Below are 19,580 nucleotides of genomic sequence, written 5' to 3' on the forward strand. Positions count from 1 at the left end.
CACCACGGTCAGGCGTAGACGTCCCAGCCGCCGGCCACCTCGTCGTCGCCGTTCACGGTGACCGCCGGCCACCCCTCGCGCACGGGCAGGACCTCACCGATCCGCACGAAGGGCGCGGGCAGCCCGTGCTCGGCGACCTCGGGCGGGAAGGTGGCCAGCAGGGCGTGGTCCTCCCCGCCGCCGCGGACCCAGCCGCGCGCGAGCTGCTGCCCGCCGTCCTCGCCCGCCAGGCGTCGGGCGGCGGGCAGCAGCTCTGCGACGTGCTGGTCCTCCCACCAGGAGTCGACGTCGAGGTGGACGCAGGAGGCGGCGGCGAGCCGGGCGCCGTCCACCCCGAGACCGTCGCTGACGTCGAGCATCGCCGTCGCGCCGGCCAGCGCGGCCGCCGGACCGGCCTCCACGGGCGGCACGGGGCTGCGGTGGGCCGCGAGCAGCTCCGGCGCCACCTCCTCGGCCAGCTCCGGACCGCCGGCCAGCAGCAGCGCCAGCCCGGCTCCCGAGCGGCCCACCGCCCCCGCGAGCGCCAGCACGTCACCGGGGCGGGCGCCGCTGCGCAGGACGGGCGCACGGCCCTCGAGGTCACCGAGGGCCGTGATGGACACCAGCAGCTCCGAGGAGCCCGAGAGGTCGCCGCCGACCACGGACGTGCCCCACCGCTCGCACGCCGCCGCGGTGCCGCGTCCGAGGTCCTCGAGCCACGTCACGGGGGTCGCCGGTGGAGCCCCCACCGTGAGCAGCAGCCCGGTGGGCACCGCGCCCATCGCGGCGAGGTCGGCGAGGTTCTGCGCCACGGCCTTGGCTCCCACGTCGGCGCCGGAGGACCAGTCGGTGCGGAAGTCGCGGTGCTCGACGAGCAGGTCGGTCGTGGCCACCACCCGGGCGTCCGGGGCGGAGACCACGGCGGCGTCGTCACCGGGTCCGAGCAGCGGCGCCGCGCCAGCCGGCCCGCCGGCCGCGAGAGCCGCCAGCAGGCGTGCGAGCACCTCGCCCTCACCCGCCGCGCCGACCGTCCCCGGTGTGCGGTCCGGTCCCCTGCTCACCACCCGTGGAAGGTAGCGTGACCGTTCCGTGACCACCGCCGGCGAGGGCGCCGGTGGCGCGGGTGTGGGAGGTGCTGCGGACGTGGTCGAGGCGTACGTGCTGGTGCAGACCGAGGTCGGCCGGGCCGACCAGGTCGCGTCGGCGCTCGCCGAGCTCGACGGCGTGCTCGCCGCCGACGCGGTCACCGGCCCCTACGACGTGGTGGTCCACGTCGGCGCCCGCCCCGTGGACGACCTCGGCGCGCTGGTCCTCGGCCAGATCGCGGTGGTCCCGGGGATCGTGAGGACGGTCACGTGCACCGTCATGCGTGAATGACGGTGTGCGCTCCCGCTCGCTCCGCCTGACCGCTGCCGCCCTCGTCGTCGTCCCGCTGGTGTCCGCGGGGCTGGCGGGCTGCGTGAGCGCGGTGGGCGTGGAGCCCGCGCCCGGGGGCTACAGCCAGCTGTGCTCGCAGGTGTACACGGCGCTGCCGGACAGCGTCGCCGGCCTGCAGCGGCGGGAGACGACGGCGCAGGGGGCGGCGGCCTGGAGCGGCGTCCCGACCGGCAGCAGCGACGGCCGGGAGGTCACCGTGGTGCTGCGCTGCGGTGTCGACCAGCTGAGCGCGCTCGACACCGCGGGGGGCTGCCAGGCGGTGGAGGGCGACGGCGCCGCGGTGGACTGGATCCCGGCGGACGACGGCGACGGGCGCACCACCTGGACCACCTACGGGCGCGAGCCGGCCGTCTCGCTGCAGATGCCGGCTGACGCCTCGGTGACGAGCGCCGTGCCGCAGGAGGTGGCCAGTGCGGTCTCGATCATCGAGCAGACCGCCGTCTGCTCCTAGCGCAGGCCGGTGGGCCGGGCCAGCGCCAGGCGCAGCACCCGGTCGAGCAGCTGCGGGTAGGCCAGCCCCGACGCCGCCCACAGCCGCGGGAACATCGACGAGGCGGTGAACCCGGGCATGGTGTTGACCTCGTTGACCAGCAGCTCGCCGTCGGCGGTGAGGAACAGGTCCACGCGCGCCAGGCCCTCGGCACCCACGGCGGTGAAGACCTCCAGCGCCAGCGCGCGGGCGCGGTCGGAGACCTCCTCGGGCAGGTCCGCGGGACTGTCGAGGCGCACGGCGCCGTCGTCGAGGTACTTGGCCTCGAAGTCGTAGAAGTCGCGCCCGGCGCCGACGACCACCTCGCCGACCACGGACGCCCGGGGCACGGCGCGCACGGCGCCGCCGGGGACCTCGACGAGCTCGGACAGCACGCCGACCTCCACCTCGCGCGGGGAGGCGACGGCGGCCTCGACGACGACCTTCGGGTCGTGGGAGGTGGCCAGCTGGACGGCGGCGGCGAGCTCCTCCGGACCCGACACCTTGGAGACGCCCATGCTCGAGCCGGCGCGCGAGGGCTTGACGAACACCGGCCAGCCCAGCGCCGCAACGCGCTGCTCGCAGGCGGCGCGGTCGGCCCCCCACTGCCCCGGCAGCAGCGTCACCCACGGCCCGACGGGCAGGCCGGCGGCGGCCAGCACGGTGCGGGTGAAGCCCTTGTCCATCGACAGCGCCGAGGCGAGCACGCCGGAACCGGCGTACCGCACGTCGCCGAGCTCGAGCAGGCCCTGCAGGGTGCCGTCCTCGCCGTAGGGGCCGTGCAGCAGCGGGAGGACGACGTCGACGTCGCCCAGCTCCCGCGGCGGCGCACCGGGCTCGCTGACGCGCAGGGCGCGGTCGTCGGTGGCCACCGGCACCAGCACGCCGGGGCCGTCGTCCGCGCCGACCTCGGGCAGCGGCGCGCCCTCGCGGATGGACCAGCGCGCGGGGTCGTCGTCGACGAGCACCCAGTGCCCGCTCGGGGTGACGCCCACGGGGACGACGTCCCACTGCGACCTGTCCAGGGAGGCGAGCACTCCGGCGGCCGTGGCGCAGCTGATGGCGTGCTCGCTGGACCGCCCTCCGAAGACGACGGCCACCCGGGGACGCTCGCGCTGCGGCTCGGCCATGGCCAGCGACCCTAGCCGCCGACCTGTCCCGCCCCGCCGGCCGCCGCCTAGCCTGGCCGGGTGCACGACTCCCCCGCCGGCTCAGCCTGGTCGCCCGAGACCCTGGCGGTGGCCGCCGGCCGCCCGCCCCGCACCCCCGACGCGCCGGTCAACCCCGCGGTGCAGCTGACGTCCACCTTCGTGGCGAGCACCGAGCCCGGCGCGCGCGGGTACGCGCGGTTCGCGAACCCCACGTGGGAGGCGCTGGAGGAGGTCCTCGCGCTCCTGGAGGACGCGCGCCCGGCGGACGGCGGCGGCGCCCGGTCCTTCGCGTCGGGGATGGCGGCGGTCAGCGCGGTCGTCGAGCAGGTGCCGGTGGACGGCCTCGTCATCGCCCCCGAGAACGCCTACAACACCACGCTCGGCCTGCTCGACCACCTGGAGGCCACCGGGCGGCTGCGCCAGCTGCGCGTGCCGACCGCGGACACCGACGCCGTCGTCGCCGCCCTCGCCGACACCTCCCCCGGCGACCTGCTGTGGCTGGAGTCGCCCACCAACCCGCTGCTGGAGGTGGCCGACCTGCCGGCGCTGTGCGCGGCGGCGCGGGAGGCCGGCGTGCGCACGGCGGTGGACAACACCTTCGCCACCCCGCTCGTGCAGCAGCCGCTGGCGGTGGGCGCCGACGTCGTCGTCCACTCGGTGACGAAGTACCTCGCCGGGCACTCCGACGTGGTGATGGGCGCGGTCGTCACCCGCGACGCCGACCTGCTCGCGGTGCTGACCCGGCACCGCACGCTGACGGGCAGCATCCCGGGCCCGTTCGAGGCGTGGCTGGCGCTGCGCGGCGTCCGCACGCTGCACCTGCGCGTGGAGCGCTCCCAGGCGAGCGCCGCGGAGCTCGCCCGCCGCCTGGTCGACCACCCGGCGGTGAAGCGCGTGCGCCACCCCTCGCTGCCGTCGGACCCCGGCCACGAGCGCGCCAGGGCGCAGATGCGGGGCTTCGGGTCCGTGCTGTCCGTCGAGGTGCACGGCGGGGCCGCCGGCGCCCAGGCCGTGCAGGAGGCGACGCGGCTGTGGCTGCCCGCCACCAGCCTGGGCGGCGTCGAGTCGCTCGTCGAGCGCCGGCGCCGCCACCCGCTGGAGCCGGTGGTGGTGCCGGAGGACCTGCTGCGCCTGTCCGTGGGCGTGGAGGACGTCGAGGACCTGTGGGCCGACCTGTCCCAGGCCCTCGAGGCGGCCGTCCCGTCAGCTGCTGCGGCGCGCCAGGACCGGGGCGAGCAGGGCTGACACCAGCGCGGCGGTGGCCACGCGCCCGGGTCGCAGCGGCCGCGGGCCCCGCGCCGGACGGCGCCGCCCGGCGCGCAGGTCCACCAGCTCGACGGCGCTCGCGTCGGCCGGGACGAGCAGCGCGAGCACGGCCTCGGCGGGGTCGCCCAGCTGCGGCGCGCGGCGGCCGCGGGCCAGCGCCGAGCGCAGTGCCGGGGCCAGCTCCTCGTCGGTGCGCGCCCAGGGCGCGAGGCGGGCGCCCTCGAGCACCGCGGCGTTGGCGCGCCCGTGGCCGGGGATGCACCGGTAGCTGACGGCGGGCAGGCCCGCCACGAGGGCCTCGGTGTAGGACAGGCCACCGGCGTTCTGCACCAGGACGTCGGCCGCGCTGAGCAGCTCGTGCACGTCGCTGCGCCAGCCCAGCGCCACCGCGCCCGGCACGGCGGAGACCTGGGCGCGCAGCTCCTCGTTGCGCCCGCACAGCACCATCGGCACCAGACCGGCCTCGGCCACGCGGGCCGCGCTCTCGGCCACGTCACCCAGCCCCAGCGACCCGGCCACCAGCAGCGCCACCTTGCGCGCCGGGTCGATGCCCAGCTCGCGCCGCAGCTGCGCGCCGCGGCCGGCGGGGACCTGCGTGAAGCGCTCGGGCACCAGGGGACCGACGGCGGTCATGGGGGTGCCGTAGTCGCGCCGCCCCTGGCGGGCGGTGGCCTCCGTGACGGTCCAGTGGTGGTCGACGCCGGGGTGGATCCACGACCGGTGCGCGGCCGGGTCGCACAGGTAGGTCACCACCGGGACCCGCAGGCGCCCCTTCTCGCGCAGGTGCCCCAGCGCCTGGCTGGCGAGCGGGTACGTCGAGACGACCAGCGAGTACGGGCGCCGCCGCGACCAGCGCTGCAGGCGCCAGCAGCTGGTGCGGCACAGCAGCGCGAGCAGGCAGCGCCAGAACCGGGAGTCCTCGAGCACCCCGAAGAGCCACTCGAACAGCGCCGGCACCCGGCCGACGCTCTGCGTGTACCCCTGGCGCAGGAACAGCGCCGCACCCGGCACGAGGGCGCTCAGGTGGTCCTCGACGTCCACGTGCACGCCCAGCGCGCGCAGGCGCTGCGCGAGCTCGTTCGCGGCGCCGTCGTGGCCGGCGCCGACGCTGCCGGAGACGACGAGCACGCTGGCCCACGGCTCGGGCTCGACGTCGAGCACGACCTGGGGTTCGGCCGGGGGGTTCAGCACAGCTCCTCCTCAGGGGAGTGGGGTGTCTCGCGAGGGTTCTCGGCGGGGGCGGCCCCGGGGGCCTCCCCCGCGGTGAGGCGCGCCAGCATCACCACGGCGGTGATCATGAGCAGCACGCCGACCAGCTGCACGGCCCGCGCGCCGTCGCCCGCGGCGAGCCGCTCGCTGAAGGCCACGGCCCCCACGACGGCGGCGGCGACGGGCTCGGCGATGGTGATGACCGGCTGGGAGGCGGTGAGCACCCCGACGCGGTAGCTGGACTGGTTGAGCACCACGCCCGAGGCGCCGGCCACGAGCAGGGCCCACAGCGGCCAGGTGCCCAGCGCGTCCAGGAGCCCGTCCGCCTGGTAGCGGCCGGTGACCTCCTTGAGCAGCGCGCCCGCCAGGCCCAGCGCCGTGCCTCCTGCGAACCCGAGCAGCACCGCGCGGTAGCGACCGCCGCCGGCCCGGGACAGGAGGGCTGCCGCGGCCACCACCGCGGCGCCGGCCAGCGCGCACGTGCGCAGCGCGACGGGCTGCGCGACGGCGCTGCCGCCGCCGGGCTGCGCGGACACCAGGAAGACGGCGAGGCCGACGACGACGGCGGTGGCCCACAGCCACTCGAGCAGCGGCGGGCGCCGCCCCTCCACCAGCACCGACAGCGGCAGGGCCAGCAGCAGGCCGGTGACCAGCAGCGGCTGCACGACGAGCAGCGCGCCCTGCGAGAGGGCCAGCGTCTGCAGCGCCGCGCCCACCAGGCCGAAGACCAGCCCGAGCAGCCACAGCCGCTGGCGCAGCAGGGTGAGCACCAGCCGAACCCCGGTGCCGCTGTCGGCGGGAGCGGTGGAGGCGGCGCGGTGCTGCGTCACCGTGGAGCTGGCGAAGCAGGCGGCGGCCGCGAGGGCGAGGACGACGGCGAGCACTCAGGCCACCTCACGCCGCGCGCCGGGACGATCGGGACGGCCCGGGCGCTCCGGCTGGTCGTGGAGGTCCGGCACCACGGCGGCGATCGCGATGACGCCGGCCACCATGAGCAGCGCCCCCACCACCTGCCCCGCCACGGGCAGGGCGCCCACGGCGAGGTGCTCGGCGAAGGCGGTGGCGCCGATGGCCGCGGCCACGGCCGGCTCGGCGATCGAGTGCGCCGGCTGCGACGCGGACAGGTGCCCGGCGGCGTAGCCGGCCTGCGTGGCGATGAGCCCCGCGACGCCCGTGAGCACCACCCCGGCGAAGGCCGGGTCGAGCAGGGCGTCGAGCGGGCCGCGGCCGAACAGCCCGACGACCTGCTTGAGCAGCGCGCTGGAGACGCCGATGAGCGCCCCTCCGGACAGTCCCAGCAGCAGCGCCTTGCGCTGGCGCAGCACCGTCTCGCCCAGCAGCGCGGCCAGCAGGGCCAGCGCGATCCAGCCGCCGGCGGTGACCAGGAGGTGGCCCTGCCGGGCCACCGGGACCCCGCGGTCGGGGTCTGCCGCCACGATGAACAGCGCCAGCCCCACGAGCACCGCCAGCGCGGCTAGCACCTCCCCGCGGCTCGGCATCCGGCGCGCCAGCGCGTCCGACAGCGGCAGGGCCAGCAGCAGGCCGAGCAGCAGGATCGGCTGGACGACGACGAGCGCGCCCTGGCTCAGCGCGAGCGCCTGCAGCAGCAGCGCGGCCACGGCGGCCACGAGCCCGACCAGCCACAGCGGGCTGCGCGCCAGGCGCGCCACCAGGCGCAGCGGGGAGGTGCCCGTCCCCTCGTCGGCGTGCGCCACGGCGGCGCGGTGCTGGGCGACGGTGGACAGCGCGAAGCAGGCCGCCGACGCCAGGGCCAGCCAGATGTCGGCCCTCACGGCGCCACCGCCGCGGGCGTCCCCGCCGTCGTCGTCCTGCCCACCCCGAGGTGGTCGGACAGCAGGCGGAGCTCCCAGCCGCGCTCGCGGACGGCGGCCACGACCGCCGGCAGGGCGGCGGCGGTGCCGCGCCAGGAGCCGGGCGCGGAGGTGCAGTCGGAGTCGTGCAGGAGCACGGTGCCGCCGCCGCCGGCCGGGCCGGGGGCGTCGCGGTGCAGGCCGGCAAGCACCGTCGAGGCCACCCGGTCGCCGCCGTGCCCGAGCCAGTCGCGGCCCCAGGCCGTCCACAGCACGGGCCGCAGGCGCGAGGCGCGCGCGGCCAGCAGGGTCCCGCCGGAGACGGCGCCGTAGGGCGGACGCGTGAGGCGGAGCCCGGCCTCGACGTCCACCGCGCCCAGACCGCTGGCCACGGCGTCGCGCACCACCGCGGCGTGGGCGCGCTCGAGGTCGGCGGCCAGCGCCGGGGCGGTGCGGGCCAGGTGGTTGCGGTGCTCGTGGCCGTGCAGCGCCACCTCGTGGCCGTCGGCCAGCAGCTGCGCGACGTGGCCGGGGTGGCGCTCGACCTGGCTGCCGAGCACGAAGAAGGTGGCCCGCACGCCCAGGGCGTCCAGCACCCGTCGGACCGCGGGGGTGCCCTCGGGGTGGGGGCCGTCGTCGAAGGTGAGGGCCACCCCGCCCGGGGCGCCCCGGCCCAACAGCCCCGGCACCACCCGCTCGCGCCAGCGGCCGCGGCCCAGCACCGACGGCGCGGCGTGGCCGACGACGGCGGCGCCGACGAGCCCCGCGGCCAGGGCGGCGGGCCTCACCGGGCGCCGCCGTCGGTGCCGTCGGTGGTGCTGCCGTCCGCGGCGTCGTCGACCACGAGGTAGCCCGCGCCGCGGGAGGTGCGGATGCTCTCGCGCCCGAAGGGCCTGTCCACCTTCTCGCGCAGCCGGCGCACGTGGACCTCCACGACGTTGGACGCGCCGTCGTAGGCGGAGTCCCACACGTGGTCGATGAGGTGGGTGCGCGAGAGCACCTGGCCGGGGTGGCGCATGAGCTCGGCGAGCAGGGCGAACTCCTTGCTCGTCAGCTCCACGGCCACGCCGTCGCGCTCGACGCGGCGGCTGCCCGGGTCCAGCTCGAGGTCGCCGACGCGCATCACGGCCGGGCGCGGCACGGCGCCGCGGCGCACCAGCGCCCGCACGCGGGCGAACAGCTCGTCGAGGGCGAAGGGCTTGGTGAGGTAGTCGTCGGCGCCGCTGTCCAGTCCCCGGACGCGGTCGGCGACGTCGGCGCGGGCGGTGAGCATGAGCACCGGCGCCCACCGGCCGCGCTCGCGCAGCTGGCGGGCCACCTCGAAGCCGTTCGGAGCGGGGATCATCGCGTCGAGCACCACGACGTCGTAGTCGTTCTCGGTGCCGGCCCACAGCCCGTCGGGTCCGGTGGCGGCCACGTCGACGGCGTACCCCTCGGAGGCCAGCGCCCTGCGCAGCAGCCGCGCCATCGCCGCGTCATCTTCGACGACGAGGATCCTCACGACGACACCTCCCGCGGGAGGGGTCGCACGTGGCGGCGGCCGGTCATGCTGTCCTCTCGTGGGGCGGGTGCTGGCAGCTCGCTCTGGGAGCGCGCTGGACGCCACGTCATGCAGGGTCGACTGAGAGGGTGCCCGGTGCTGGATGACGGAGCGGTGAACCCGCCCCGGCGCGTCGCCGGCGGCCTGCGCCGTCCGGGGGCGGTCCGTCCGGGGCCGGGCCGTCCGGGGCTGGGGAGGCTGCTGCCGGCCGCGCTGCGGGCCCGGCTGGCGGTGCTGTTCGCCGCCGCGGTGGCCGTGGTGATCGCCGCCGGCGTGGGCCTGCTGGCCTTCGCCACCGACCGCCAGTTCGACGCCGCCGTCGACACCGGCCTCACCACCCGGACGTCGGCGCTGCTGCAGGCGCTGGACCGCGGCGACGTGAGGGTGGTCCGCGAGGACCCCATCGCCGAGCTCGTCGCCCCGGACGGGACGCTGGTGGAGACCTCCCCCGCCGCGTCGGTGCTGGAGTCCCGCGGGGGCCGGGCCAGCGACGAGTCCTTCCTGCCGGCGCGGGTGCTCGCCGAGGTGCGGGCCACGGGGTCGGCCGTGAGCGACAGCCTGGAGCTGCCCCGCCAGGGGCGCGTGCGCTTCACCGCCACCCCGGTGTCGGTGCCCGAGGCCGGTGCGGTGCTCGTGGTGGGCACGCGGATGCGCGAGCTGGACGAGGCCGAGACGCGCCTGGTGCTGCTCTTCCTCGCCGGGGCCCCGCTGCTCGTGGCGAGCCTGGGCCTGGCGGGGTGGGTGCTGGCCGGCGCGGCCCTGCGGCCGGTCGCGGACCTCACGCGGCGCGCCGCTCGGCTCTCCGCCGCCGAGCTGGACCAGCGGCTGCCGCAGCCACCGGGAGCCGACGAGGTGGCGGTGCTGGCGCGCACCCTCAACGGGATGCTGGACCGGCTGGAGGCGGCGGTGCGGCGCGAGCGGGAGTTCGTCGACGACGCCGCCCACGAGCTGCGCACGCCCATCGCGGTGCTGCGGGGTGAGCTGGAGCTGGCGCTGAGGCTGGGACGCGACCTCCCGGAGGACGCGGCGGAGTCGCTGGCGGCCGCACTCGGGGAGGCCGAGCGGCTCGAGCACCTCGCCCAGGACCTGCTGGTGCTCGCCTCGACCGAGCGCGGCGCCAGCGCGCGCGCCCCGGTGGACCTGGCGGCCCTGGCCCGCAAGGAGGCCCCGCGGCTGGGGGCCGCGCACCCCGTGGACGTGCGGGTGAGCGGCCCGGCCGCCGTGGTCGAGGGTGACGAGCGGGCGCTCGGGCGGCTGCTCGCCAACCTCGTGGCCAACGCCGAGTCCGCGGGCGCCGCACGGGTCCAGGTGCGCACCGCGGTCGCCGACGACGAGCGCGTGCAGCTGGTGGTCGCCGACGACGGGCGCGGGTTCCCCCCGGAGCTGGTGGCCACGGCCACGGAGCGCTTCACCCGCGGTGACGCGGCGCGGACCCGGGCCTCCAGCGGCGCGGGCCTGGGGCTGGCCATCGTCGCGGCGGTCGTCGCCGACCACGGGGGCCACCTCGAGCTGGGCCACGACGACGAGCTGGGCGGGGCCGCCGTCGTGGTGCGGCTCCCCCGGGCGCGCAGCGGCCCCCCGCGCTGACCCGGTGGGTCCGGCGCGGGGGGCCGGAGGTGCCGCGGCTCAGGCGGCGGGCTGCTCGGGCTGCTCGGGCTGCTCGACCGGTGCGACGTCGCTGGCGATGGCGACGGTCACCGTCTCGGGCTGGACCGGGGCGGGGAACATCCCCGCGACGCGCACGCGCAGCACGCCGGCGTCGTAGCGGGCGCTCACGGCGTCCGCGGTGACGCCCTCGGGCAGGCGCACGGTGCGGGAGAAGCGCGCCTCGCGGCGCACGCCGCCGAGCACCTGGCGGCGGGCACCGGCGACGACGAGGCGGTCGCCGGTCACCTGCACGGACAGGTCGCGCGCGGGGTCGAGGCCGGGGGCCTCGGCGGTCAGGACGCCGTCCTCGCCGTCGCGCTCGAGCGAGACGGCCGGGGCGGCGGGGGCGGGGACGTCGAAGGCCCAGGTGCGCAGGGCCGGGCGACGCAGGACGAGCGTGCTCATGCTGGACTCCTCAGGAGCGGGGCGCCGGGGCGGCGCCGACACCCTCCTCAACCTGAGCGGACCGCACTCAATTCCGGTGCGCCGCCCCGTGTCAGCCGACAGCGGAACCGGCTGCTCACCGCCAGGGCAGGCGCTCGCCGCGCAGCGGCTGCGACAGGAGGTGGAGGGCGGCGTCGCGGGGGTCGCGGCCCTCCACGAGCACCGCGGCCACCTGCTCCACCACGCCCATCGCCACGCCGGCGCCCTCGGCGAGAGCGGTGATGGAGCGCGCCGTCCCGACGGCCTCGGCGGTGCCGCCCAGGCCGTCGAGCACCTCCTGCAGCGGGCGGCCCTGCGACAGGCCCACCCCGAGGCGGTGGTTGCGCGACAGCGTGGACGCGCAGGTGGCGAAGGCGTCACCGGCGCCGGCCAGGCCGGCGACCGTGGCGGCCGACCCTCCGAGGGCCACCACCAGCCGCGTCACCTCCGCCAAGCCGAGGGCGATGACCGAGGCCTTGGCGTTGTCGCCCAGGCCCAGCCCCTCGGCCAGGCCGACGCCCACGGCGAGGAGGTTCTTGGCGGCCCCGGCCACCTCCACGCCGACGACGTCGCGGGCGGTGAAGGGGCGGAAGTAGTCGGTGGCGCACAGCGCGGCGGCGCGGTCGGCGACGTGCTCGTGCACGGAGGCGACCACGGTGGCGCACGGACGGCGCTCGGCGATCTCCCGGGCGAGGTTCGGGCCGGAGACCACCGCGTAGGGCACCTCGCCCAGGACGTCGGCCACGAGCTGGCTGACGCGCAGGTGCGTCTCCAGCTCCAGCCCCTTGAGCAGGCTGACGACGGTGGGGCGGGTCCCACCGCCGGAGCCGTCGGAGCCGCCGCCCAGGTGGGGCGCGGCGGCCCCGAGCACGCCGCGCAGCCGCTGCACCGGCACCGCGAGGACGACGTCGTCGGCGCCCGCCAGGGCCGCGGCGAGCTCGGTGGTGCCGGTGACGCCGCTGGGCAGGCGCAGCCCGGGCAGGTACCGGGAGTTGGCGTGCTCGCGGGTGATCTCGTCGGTGACGGCGCCGTCACGGCCCCACACCACCACCCGGGCGCCCGGGTCGGCGTCGGCGACCAGCTGCGCGAACGTGGTGCCCCAGCTGCCCGCACCGAGGACGGCGACGCGGCGGCCGTCGCTCACGGCGCTCACGCCGTCCCCTCGACCTCGGGACGGGCGGCGGGCGGCGCCTGCCCGCCGACGGCCGGTCGGCGGCTGCCGGTGCGCGGGTCCCACCGCGGCGGCACCGGCTCCCCCCGCAGCTCCGACAGGAGCTGCGCCACGGCGTCCACCACCAGGTCGGTGACCTCGCGCAGCAGCGCCTGCGTGAGCGGACGGCCCCGGTAGGCGGACAGGTCCAGCGGCTCCCCCACGAGCACCCGCATGGTGGGGCGGGGCCAGAACCGCGGGCGGCCGGTGCGCGGCAGCAGCTGCTGCGGTCCCCACTGGGCCAGCGGCACCAGCGGCGCACCGGTGGTGAGCGCCAGGCGGGCGGCACCGGTCTTGCCGACCATCGGCCAGCCGTCGGGGTCCTTGGTGAGGGTGCCGTCGGGGAAGATCACCACGCGGTCGCCAGCGCGGACGGCCTCCACCGCGTGCTGCAGCGCCGCGGCCGCGTCGCCCGTGCCGCGGCTGACGGGCACGCCCCGCATGACGCGGAGGACGGCTCCGAGCAGCGGCACCCGGAACAGGCTCTCCTTGGCCAGGATGCGCGGCACGGGGCCCGCGGCCACCAGGACGTCGGCCAGCGTCACCGGGTCGAGCCAGGAGACGTGGTTGGCGGCGACGACGCAGCCGCCGTCGGGCAGGTTCTCCAGGCCCCGCCACTCGTGGCGGGAGACGGTGCGCAGCACCCCGCGCACCACCACCGCCGCAGCTCCGAGGGGGACGCCCAGGCCGGGCTGCAGGAGGGACACGGCTGCCGAGGCTAGCCGGAGGCCCCCACCCCCGGCAGCGCGGGCACCACCGGCGCGGGCTGGCAGGATCGTCGGGTGCTCGAGGACACCGGAGCGGACGGCTGCGGGGCCGGCGCGGACGCCTCCGCCTGGCGCCTGCTCATGCCCGTCAGGGGCGGGCCCTCCGCCAAGAGCCGCCTGGCCGACGTCGTGCGCCACGTGCCCGGGCTGCCGGAGGCCATCGCGCTCGACTCGGTGGAGGCCGCACTGGCCTGCCCGCGCGTGGCGGGCGTGCACGTGGTGTGCGCCGACGTCGGCCGCGGTGAGCGGCTCGCGGCGCTGGGCGCGCGGGTGGTGCGCGAGACGGCACCCGGCGGGGGCCTGCTCGCCGCCCTGGCCGAGGGCCTGGACGCGCTGCGCGGCGACGACGGCGAGGGCGGCCCCGGCGCGGACGGCCCCGTCGCCGTCCTCCTGGCCGACGTGCCGAGCCTGCGCCCGGCGGACCTCGCCGCCGCGCTGGACGAGGCGGCCGCCGCGCTCGCGCAGGGCGGCACCGCGACCGTGCCCGACGCGGAGGGCACCGGCACGGTGCTGCTGGCGGGACGGCTGCACGGCCCGGTCGGCGGCCTCCTGCGGCCGCGCTTCGGGCCCGGGTCGGCGCTGGCGCACCGGCGGGTCGGCGCGGTGCCGGTGGGGCTGGGCCTGACGCGGCTGCGCCGCGACGTCGACACCCCCGCCGAGCTGGACGAGGCCCGCGCCCTCGGGCTCGGGCCCCGCACCGCGCGCGCCCTGGAGGGCTGCGCGCGGCGCGAGGCCTGCGCCTGACGCCCCCTCGAGGCCGGGGCCTCAGACCCGGGCGGGCTCCTCGTCGCGGACCGCCTGGGCGCCCAGGGCGGCGAGCTTCTCGGCGAAGTGCTCGTAGCCGCGGTCGATGAGGTCGATGCCGTGCACCCGGGAGGTGCCGTCGGCGGCGAGGGCCGCGATCAGCTGGCTGAACCCGCCCCGCAGGTCGGGCACGGTGATCTCCGCGCCCTGCAGACGGGTGGGCCCGGACACGACCGCGGAGTGGCGGAAGTCCTGAGCGCCGAAGCGGCACGGGGTCGAGCCCAGGCACTCGCGGTACACCTGGATGGTGGCGCCCATGCGCACGAGGGCGTCGGTGAAGCCGAGCCGGTTCTCGTAGACCGTCTCGTGCAGGATCGACAGGCCCTGCGCCTGGGTGAGGGCGACGACGAGCGGCTGCTGCCAGTCGGTCATGAAGCCGGGGTGCACGTCGGTCTCGAGCGCGATGGAGCGCAGCGGACCGCCGGGGTGGGAGAAGCGGATGCCCGAGTCGTCGACGTCGAAGGCGCCGCCGATCTTCCGGAAGGTGTTGAGGAAGGTCATCATGTCGGGCTGGCGGGCGCCCTCCACGTACACGTCACCGCCGGTGGCCAGCGCCGCGGCACCCCAGCTGGCGGCCTCGATGCGGTCGGGCAGGGCGCGGTGCTCGTAGCCCGTGAGGGACTCGACGCCCTCGATGCGGATGACGCGGTCGGTGTCGACGCTGATGATCGAGCCCATCTTCTGCAGCACCGCGATGAGGTCGAGCACCTCGGGCTCGACGGCGGCGTTGCGCAGCTCGGTGACGCCCTCGGCGCGCACGGCCGTCAGGAGCACCTGCTCCGTCGTCCCGACGCTGGGGTAGGGCAGGGCGATGCGGGTGCCGCGCAGGCGGCGGGGAGCGCTCAGCGCGATGCCGGAGGGGCGCTTGTCCACCACGGCGCCGAACTGGCGCAGCACGTCGAGGTGGTAGTTGATCGGGCGGTCACCGATGCGGCAGCCACCGAGGTCGGGGATGAACGCCTCGCCCAGGCGGTGCACCAGCGGGCCGCAGAACAGGACGGGGATGCGGCTGGAGCCGGCGTGGGCGTCGATGTCGGCGACGGCCGCCACCTCGACGTCGGCCGGGTCGAGCACCAGCTCGCCGTCCTCGGCGCCCTCGGAGACGCGCACGCCGTGCAGCTCCAGCAGGCCGCGGACCACGGCGACGTCGCTGATGTCGGGGACGTTGCGCAGGCGGGACGTGGTCTCACCCAGCAGGGAGGCCACCATCGCCTTGGTCACGAAGTTCTTGGCGCCTCGCACGGAGACGCTGCCCTTCAGGGGTGCGCCACCGGTGACGGTCAGAGTGCTGCTCATGGGTCCCCTCGTGTTCGCCCTTCGAGCGCGCGGGCCGAGCGACCGGACGCTGGGGCGTCCAGCAAGTCTGCACCAGGTCTGCACCGGGGCAGAACGGGCGGTGACGACCCGGTCGGTCACCGGGTCGTCACCGCCCGCTCAGGACGAGATCACGACGAGATCAGGACAGGACGGGCAGCGTGGCCGGCTTGTAGCCGGGGCGCGCCGCCTCGAAGGCGTCGATCTCGGCCTCGTGGCGCAGGGTGAGCCCGATGTCGTCGAGGCCCTCCATGAGGCGCCAGCGGGTGTAGTCGTCCACCTGGAACCGGAAGACGGAGGTGCCGCAGGTGGCGGTGCGCTCGGCGAGGTCGACCGTGACGGTGGCGCCAGGGTCGTTGTCGAGGAGCTTCCAGAGCTGCTCGACGTCGTCCTGGGACATCTGCCCGGCGAGCAGGCCCTGCTTGCCGGAGTTGCCGCGGAAGATGTCGGCGAACCGGGAGCTGAGCACCACGCGGAAGCCGTAGTCCTTCAGGGCCCAGACGGCGTGCTCGCGGGAGGAGCCGGTGCCGAAGTCGGGGCCGGCGACGAGCACCGACCCGTTCCGGAAGGCGTCCTGGTTGAGCACGAAGGTCGGGTCGCCCCGCCAGGCGGCGAACAGGCCGTCCTCGAAGCCGGTCTTCGTGACCCGCTTGAGGTAGACCGCCGGGATGATCTGGTCGGTGTCGACGTTGCTGCGGCGCAGCGGCACGCCGACGCCGGTGTGGGTGGTGAAGGGCTCCAGAGCCATGTCAGTACCTCGCGCTCCTCTTCGGCTGTTCCGGGCTCAGACCAGGGCCGGCTGGGCGGCCGGGGCGAGGTCGGCGGGGCTGGACAGGGTGCCGCGGACGGCGGTGGCGGCGGCCACGGGCACGGAGACGAGGTGGGTGCGCCCGCCCTTGCCCTGGCGGCCCTCGAAGTTGCGGTTGGAGGTGCTGGCCGCGCGCTCGCCGACCGTGAGCTGGTCGGGGTTCATGCCCAGGCACATGGAGCAGCCCGCGCCGCGCCACTCGCCGCCGGCGTCGAGGAAGACCTGGTCCAGGCCCTCCTCCATGGCCTGCAGGCGCACGCGGACGGAGCCCGGCACCACCATGAGGCGGACCCCGTCGGCCACCTTGCGGCCCTTGAGGACCTCGGCGGCGGCGCGCAGGTCCTCGATGCGGCCGTTGGTGCACGAGCCGATGAAGACCGTGTCGACGGCGATCTCGCGCATCGGCGTGCCGGCGGTCAGGCCCATGTACTCCAGCGAGCGCTCGGCGGCGGCGCGCTGGCCCTCGTCGGTCATCTGCGCCGGGTCGGGCACGGACGCGCTCAGCGGCACGCCCTGGCCGGGGTTGGTGCCCCACGTGACGAAGGGCTCGAGGTCGGCCGCGGAGATGACGACCTCGGCGTCGAAGACGGCGTCGTCGTCGGTGACCAGCTCGCGCCAGTCCGCGACGGCCGCGTCCCACGCGGCGCCCTTGGGCGCGTGCGGCTTGTCCTTGATGTAGGCGAAGGTCTTCTCGTCGGGGGCGATCATGCCGGCGCGGGCGCCCGCCTCGATCGACATGTTGCAGATGGTCAGGCGCGCCTCCATGGACAGCGCGCGGATCGCCTCGCCGCGGTACTCGAGCACGTAGCCCTGGCCGCCGCCGGTGCCGATCTTGGCGATCACCGCCAGGATGATGTCCTTGCTGGTGGTGCCCTCGGGCAGCTCGCCGTCCACGGTGATGGCCATGGTCTTGAACGGGGCCAGCGGCAGCGTCTGGGTGGCGAGCACGTGCTCGACCTCGGAGGTGCCGATGCCGAACGCCAGCGCGCCGAACGCGCCGTGCGTGGAGGTGTGCGAGTCGCCGCAGACGATGGTCATGCCCGGCTGGGTCAGCCCGGTCTGGGGACCGACGACGTGGACGATGCCCTGGTCGACGTCGCCCAGGGAGTGGATGCGGACGCCGAACTCCTTCGCGTTGCGGCGCAGGGTGTCGACCTGGGTGCGGCTGACGAGGTCGGCGATGGGCTTGTCGATGTCCACCGTGGGGATGTTGTGGTCCTCGGTGGCGATCGTCAGGTCCGGGCGGCGCACGGGGCGGCCGGCCTCGCGCAGGCCGTCGAAGGCCTGCGGGCTGGTGACCTCGTGGATGAGGTGGAGGTCGATGTAGAGCAGGTCGGGCTCACCCGCAGCTCCCTTGCGCACCACGTGCGCGTCCCAGACCTTCTCGGCCAGCGTGCGTCCCACTGCGTCCTCCACATCAAGGTCCTGCCTGTCCCGGCGTGTCGCCAGCTGACTTGCGTTCTCAGCATTCGAGACAGGAGTATCGAGCCGTGGACAAGTCTAGCGGAGTCGGCGTCCTGGACAAGGCCGTCGGCGTGCTCACCGCCCTCGAGGCCGGGCCCCTGTCGCTGGCGCAGCTCGTCAGCGCGACGCAGCTGTCGCGCCCCACGGCCCACCGCCTCGCCGTCGCCCTCGAGCACCACCGCCTCGTCACGCGGGACCTGCAGGGCCGGTTCGTCCTCGGCGCCCGCCTGGGCGAGCTGGCCGCGGCGGCCGGCGAGGACCGCCTGCTGGCGAGCGCCGGGCCCGTCCTGACCGCGCTGCGCGACTCGGCCCACGAGAGCGCCCAGCTCTACCGCCGCCAGGGCGACGTGCGCGTCTGCGTGGCCGCCGCGGACCGTCCCGGCCCCGGCCTGCGGGACTCGGTGCCGGTGGGCGCGTCGCTGTCCATGCACGCCGGGTCGGCGGCGCAGGTGCTGCTCGCCTGGGAGGACCCCGAGCGCCTGCACCGCGGCCTGTCGGGCGCGGCCTTCACCGCTGCCGGGCTCGCAGCGGTGCGCCGGCGCGGCTGGGCCAGCTCGGCCGCCGAGCGCGAGGACGGCGTCGCGTCCGTCTCGGCGCCGGTGCGCTCGCCGGCGGGGCGGGTGGTGGCCGCGGTGTCCGTCTCCGGCCCTCTCCAGCGCCTGGGCCGCCAGCCCGGCCGCCTGCACGCCGAGGCGGTGCTCGCGGCGGCCTCGCGCCTGTCCGAATCCCTGGCCCGCTCCGCCTGACCGCCCCCCTTCCCGCGCCTTCCGCGCTTTCCGCGGAAAGTGCCTCTCCCGCGGCGTCCTTGGCGCACTTTCCGCGGAAAGTGCGAAGAGGGCGCGGCGGCCGACGGTCAGGCGGCGGGGCGACCGCGGCCCATGCGCTGGCGCGCGCTGTGCGTGGCGCCGACCACCGGGACCGCTCGCGTGGCCGCGAACAGGCCCGCGACCGGCGCGTCGACGCAGATCGACTCCGCAGCACCGGGCTCGACGGTGTAGGTCTCGTGCCAGATGCCCACCGCGCCGGCCGCCGACCGGGCCCGGCGGTTGAAGGCCGTCCACGCGGGGCGGTGGTGCGCCGAGGTCGCCGAGGCGTACTCGTAGACGTGCTCCGCGGAGTCCCAGTACTGCACCAGCAGCGGCCCTCGAGGCGTCAGGCCGCCGCGGTACCCGAGGAAGCCCCACTCGGGGTTGCGCTCCAGCTCGGCCAGCATCGCCGGCATGGCCGTGAAGACGGGCGCCCAGAGGTCCGGGCGCCAGGGCTGGTTGAAGGTCATGCCGATGAGAAAGACGGCCAGGCCGCCCTCGTGCTCGTGGGTCCAGCGGCCGCGCAGCAGTGCCATGACGTCCTCCCGGTACATTGGAGAGCGGGACTCTCCAATAATGGAGAGTTTAACTCTCCATTGCAAGGGGGCCCATGCGGATCGGCGAGCTGAGCCAGCGCACCGGCGTGCCCGTGGCGACGCTCAAGCACTACCTGCGCGAGGGGCTGCTCCCCCGCGGTCGAGCCACCGCGCGCACGCAGGCCGAGTACGGCGAGGAGCACGTCCACCGCCTGCGACTGGTGCAGGCGCTCACCGAGGTGGGTGGGCTCACGCTCGCTGCGACCCGCACCGTGCTCGACGCCGTCACGACGCCCGGCACCTCGGTGACGCAGGCGCTGGGAGTGGCCACCGAGGCGCTCCCACCGCGACCGGCCGAGGACGCCGACCTCGACCTCGCCCCCGCGCAGCGCGCCCTCGAGCTGGCCGGCTGGGACACCTGGCCCGACAGCGCGCCCGTGCGCCAGCTCGCCACGGCCATGCGGGCACTGGAGGCCGCGGGCCTGGACGCCTCCCCCGAGCTCGTCGCCGAGCGGGCGCGCCTCCTGGCCCCCCTCGTGCGGGAGGAGGTGGCAGCCGTCCCCGACACCTCCATCGCCGACGCCGCGACCTTCGCCGCGCTGGGCACCGTGCTGTACGAACCGCTGCTCCTCGCCCTGCGGCGACTCGGCCACCAGGACGCCTCGGTCCGCCGCTTCGGCCATCCCGGCCAGCGCCCCACCTGAGGGGGTCGCGGCCCGATGAGCTCTGAGACCTGACGAGCCTCGAGACGCAAGAGAGGCCCGGTGCGCATCTGCGCACCGGGCCTCAGGTGTAGCCCCGACGGGATTCGAACCCGCGCTACCGCCTTGAGAGGGCGGCGTGCTAGGCCACTACACAACGGGGCCGCTGGGGTACCAGGACTCGAACCTAGACTAAGGGAATCAGAATCCCTTGTGCTGCCAATTACACCATACCCCA

21 protein-coding genes and 2 tRNA genes are annotated in these 19,580 nt (G+C 76.6%); 7 read left to right on the plus strand and 16 right to left on the minus strand.

Annotated features, from left to right (window positions below):
- Positions 1-8: 8 nt before the first annotated feature.
- On the minus strand, positions 9-1,043 hold the full coding sequence (locus tag FHN55_RS06305) for a thiamine-phosphate kinase (RefSeq protein ID WP_257570742.1): 1,035 nt from the start codon (positions 1,041-1,043) through the stop codon (positions 9-11).
- A 79-nt stretch (positions 1,044-1,122) separates the two neighbouring features.
- On the opposite strand from FHN55_RS06305, the gene FHN55_RS06310 reads away from it, so the two are divergent.
- Positions 1,123-1,356 (plus strand): Lrp/AsnC family transcriptional regulator, encoded by a 234-nt coding sequence (locus FHN55_RS06310; RefSeq protein WP_139711639.1) that lies wholly within the window; start codon positions 1,123-1,125, stop codon positions 1,354-1,356.
- The gene (locus tag FHN55_RS06315; RefSeq protein WP_139711408.1) at positions 1,349-1,867 is read left to right on the plus strand and encodes a DUF3515 domain-containing protein; all 519 of its coding nucleotides are present in this window, start codon (positions 1,349-1,351) and stop codon (positions 1,865-1,867) included. Before FHN55_RS06310 ends, FHN55_RS06315 begins: the two co-directional genes overlap by 8 nt.
- On the opposite strand, the gene FHN55_RS06320 is transcribed toward FHN55_RS06315, so the two are convergent.
- Positions 1,864-3,015: a D-alanine--D-alanine ligase family protein gene (locus FHN55_RS06320; protein ID WP_139711409.1), complete on the minus strand. Its 1,152-nt coding sequence runs from the start codon at positions 3,013-3,015 to the stop codon at positions 1,864-1,866. The two genes, FHN55_RS06315 and FHN55_RS06320, sit on opposite strands and share 4 nt — an antisense overlap.
- Positions 3,016-3,075: 60 nt before the next feature.
- Between FHN55_RS06320 and FHN55_RS06325 the strand changes: the two genes are divergently transcribed.
- Positions 3,076-4,281, plus strand: a complete 1,206-nt coding sequence (locus tag FHN55_RS06325) for a PLP-dependent aspartate aminotransferase family protein (protein WP_139711410.1) — start codon at positions 3,076-3,078, stop codon at positions 4,279-4,281.
- On the opposite strand, the gene FHN55_RS06330 is transcribed toward FHN55_RS06325, so the two are convergent.
- The 5 genes from FHN55_RS06330 to FHN55_RS06350 are packed head-to-tail and all read right to left on the minus strand — an operon-like array spanning position 4,240 to position 8,823.
- Entirely contained in the window at positions 4,240-5,493 is a 1,254-nt protein-coding gene (locus FHN55_RS06330; protein WP_139711411.1) for an MGDG synthase family glycosyltransferase, read from the minus strand. The two genes, FHN55_RS06325 and FHN55_RS06330, sit on opposite strands and share 42 nt — an antisense overlap.
- Complete coding sequence (locus FHN55_RS06335) at positions 5,487-6,395, minus strand: DMT family transporter (RefSeq protein WP_139711412.1); 909 nt, start codon at positions 6,393-6,395, stop codon at positions 5,487-5,489. Before FHN55_RS06335 ends, FHN55_RS06330 begins: the two co-directional genes overlap by 7 nt.
- Entirely contained in the window at positions 6,396-7,304 is a 909-nt protein-coding gene (locus FHN55_RS06340; protein WP_139711413.1) for a DMT family transporter, read from the minus strand. It lies immediately after the preceding gene.
- Positions 7,301-8,110 carry a polysaccharide deacetylase family protein gene (locus FHN55_RS06345; protein ID WP_139711414.1) on the minus strand — a complete coding sequence of 270 codons (810 nt, stop codon included), beginning with the start codon at positions 8,108-8,110 and terminating at the stop codon, positions 7,301-7,303. The genes FHN55_RS06340 and FHN55_RS06345 overlap by 4 nt, the downstream gene beginning before the upstream one ends.
- Entirely contained in the window at positions 8,107-8,823 is a 717-nt protein-coding gene (locus FHN55_RS06350) for a response regulator transcription factor (RefSeq protein WP_139711415.1), read from the minus strand. The genes FHN55_RS06345 and FHN55_RS06350 overlap by 4 nt, the downstream gene beginning before the upstream one ends.
- Before the next feature lie 135 nt (positions 8,824-8,958).
- On the opposite strand from FHN55_RS06350, the gene FHN55_RS06355 reads away from it, so the two are divergent.
- Positions 8,959-10,449, plus strand: coding sequence for a cell wall metabolism sensor histidine kinase WalK (locus FHN55_RS06355; protein ID WP_139711416.1), 1,491 nt, complete (start codon positions 8,959-8,961; stop codon positions 10,447-10,449).
- Positions 10,450-10,488: 39 nt separating this feature from the next.
- Here FHN55_RS06355 and FHN55_RS06360 read toward each other — a convergent pair whose 3' ends face one another.
- The 3 genes from FHN55_RS06360 to FHN55_RS06370 form a co-directional block, all read right to left on the minus strand.
- The gene (locus FHN55_RS06360; protein WP_139711417.1) at positions 10,489-10,914 is read right to left on the minus strand and encodes an Hsp20/alpha crystallin family protein; all 426 of its coding nucleotides are present in this window, start codon (positions 10,912-10,914) and stop codon (positions 10,489-10,491) included.
- Between the two features lie 115 nt (positions 10,915-11,029).
- On the minus strand, positions 11,030-12,085 hold the full coding sequence (locus FHN55_RS06365; RefSeq protein ID WP_257570743.1) for an NAD(P)H-dependent glycerol-3-phosphate dehydrogenase: 1,056 nt from the start codon (positions 12,083-12,085) through the stop codon (positions 11,030-11,032).
- Positions 12,082-12,849 carry a 1-acyl-sn-glycerol-3-phosphate acyltransferase gene (locus FHN55_RS06370; protein WP_218974404.1) on the minus strand — a complete coding sequence of 256 codons (768 nt, stop codon included), beginning with the start codon at positions 12,847-12,849 and terminating at the stop codon, positions 12,082-12,084. The genes FHN55_RS06365 and FHN55_RS06370 overlap by 4 nt, the downstream gene beginning before the upstream one ends.
- Positions 12,850-12,924: 75 nt before the next feature.
- Between FHN55_RS06370 and FHN55_RS06375 the strand changes: the two genes are divergently transcribed.
- Complete coding sequence (locus FHN55_RS06375) at positions 12,925-13,653, plus strand: NTP transferase domain-containing protein (protein ID WP_306821789.1); 729 nt, start codon at positions 12,925-12,927, stop codon at positions 13,651-13,653.
- A 21-nt stretch (positions 13,654-13,674) separates the two neighbouring features.
- On the opposite strand, the gene murA is transcribed toward FHN55_RS06375, so the two are convergent.
- The 3 genes from murA to leuC all read right to left on the minus strand — a co-directional run bounded on the left by murA (position 13,675) and on the right by leuC (position 17,239).
- On the minus strand, positions 13,675-15,009 hold the full coding sequence (gene murA / locus FHN55_RS06380) for a UDP-N-acetylglucosamine 1-carboxyvinyltransferase (RefSeq protein WP_139711418.1): 1,335 nt from the start codon (positions 15,007-15,009) through the stop codon (positions 13,675-13,677).
- A 160-nt stretch (positions 15,010-15,169) separates the two neighbouring features.
- A complete protein-coding gene (leuD, locus tag FHN55_RS06385) occupies positions 15,170-15,769 on the minus strand; it encodes a 3-isopropylmalate dehydratase small subunit (RefSeq protein WP_139711647.1) in 600 nt (199 codons plus the stop codon).
- Positions 15,770-15,811: 42 nt separating this feature from the next.
- Complete coding sequence (gene leuC, locus FHN55_RS06390) at positions 15,812-17,239, minus strand: 3-isopropylmalate dehydratase large subunit (RefSeq protein WP_218974424.1); 1,428 nt, start codon at positions 17,237-17,239, stop codon at positions 15,812-15,814.
- Between the two features lie 86 nt (positions 17,240-17,325).
- Between leuC and FHN55_RS06395 the strand changes: the two genes are divergently transcribed.
- Complete coding sequence (locus tag FHN55_RS06395) at positions 17,326-18,045, plus strand: IclR family transcriptional regulator (RefSeq protein ID WP_139711420.1); 720 nt, start codon at positions 17,326-17,328, stop codon at positions 18,043-18,045.
- Positions 18,046-18,152: 107 nt separating this feature from the next.
- Here the strand turns inward: FHN55_RS06395 and FHN55_RS06400 are convergent, their stop codons facing one another.
- A complete protein-coding gene (locus FHN55_RS06400) occupies positions 18,153-18,641 on the minus strand; it encodes a DUF4188 domain-containing protein (protein WP_139711421.1) in 489 nt (162 codons plus the stop codon).
- Positions 18,642-18,715: 74 nt separating this feature from the next.
- Here FHN55_RS06400 and FHN55_RS06405 point away from each other — a divergent pair, with 74 nt between their 5' ends.
- Positions 18,716-19,345 carry a MerR family transcriptional regulator gene (locus FHN55_RS06405; protein ID WP_139711422.1) on the plus strand — a complete coding sequence of 210 codons (630 nt, stop codon included), beginning with the start codon at positions 18,716-18,718 and terminating at the stop codon, positions 19,343-19,345.
- An 89-nt stretch (positions 19,346-19,434) separates the two neighbouring features.
- Here the strand turns inward: FHN55_RS06405 and FHN55_RS06410 are convergent.
- Positions 19,435-19,507 (minus strand) — tRNA-Glu (locus FHN55_RS06410).
- 1 nt (position 19,508) lies between these two features.
- Positions 19,509-19,580 (minus strand) — tRNA-Gln (locus FHN55_RS06415).

The sequence above is a fragment of the Streptomyces sp. NP160 genome (genome assembly GCF_006335115.1).
GTDB lineage: Bacteria > Actinomycetota > Actinomycetes > Actinomycetales > Quadrisphaeraceae > Quadrisphaera.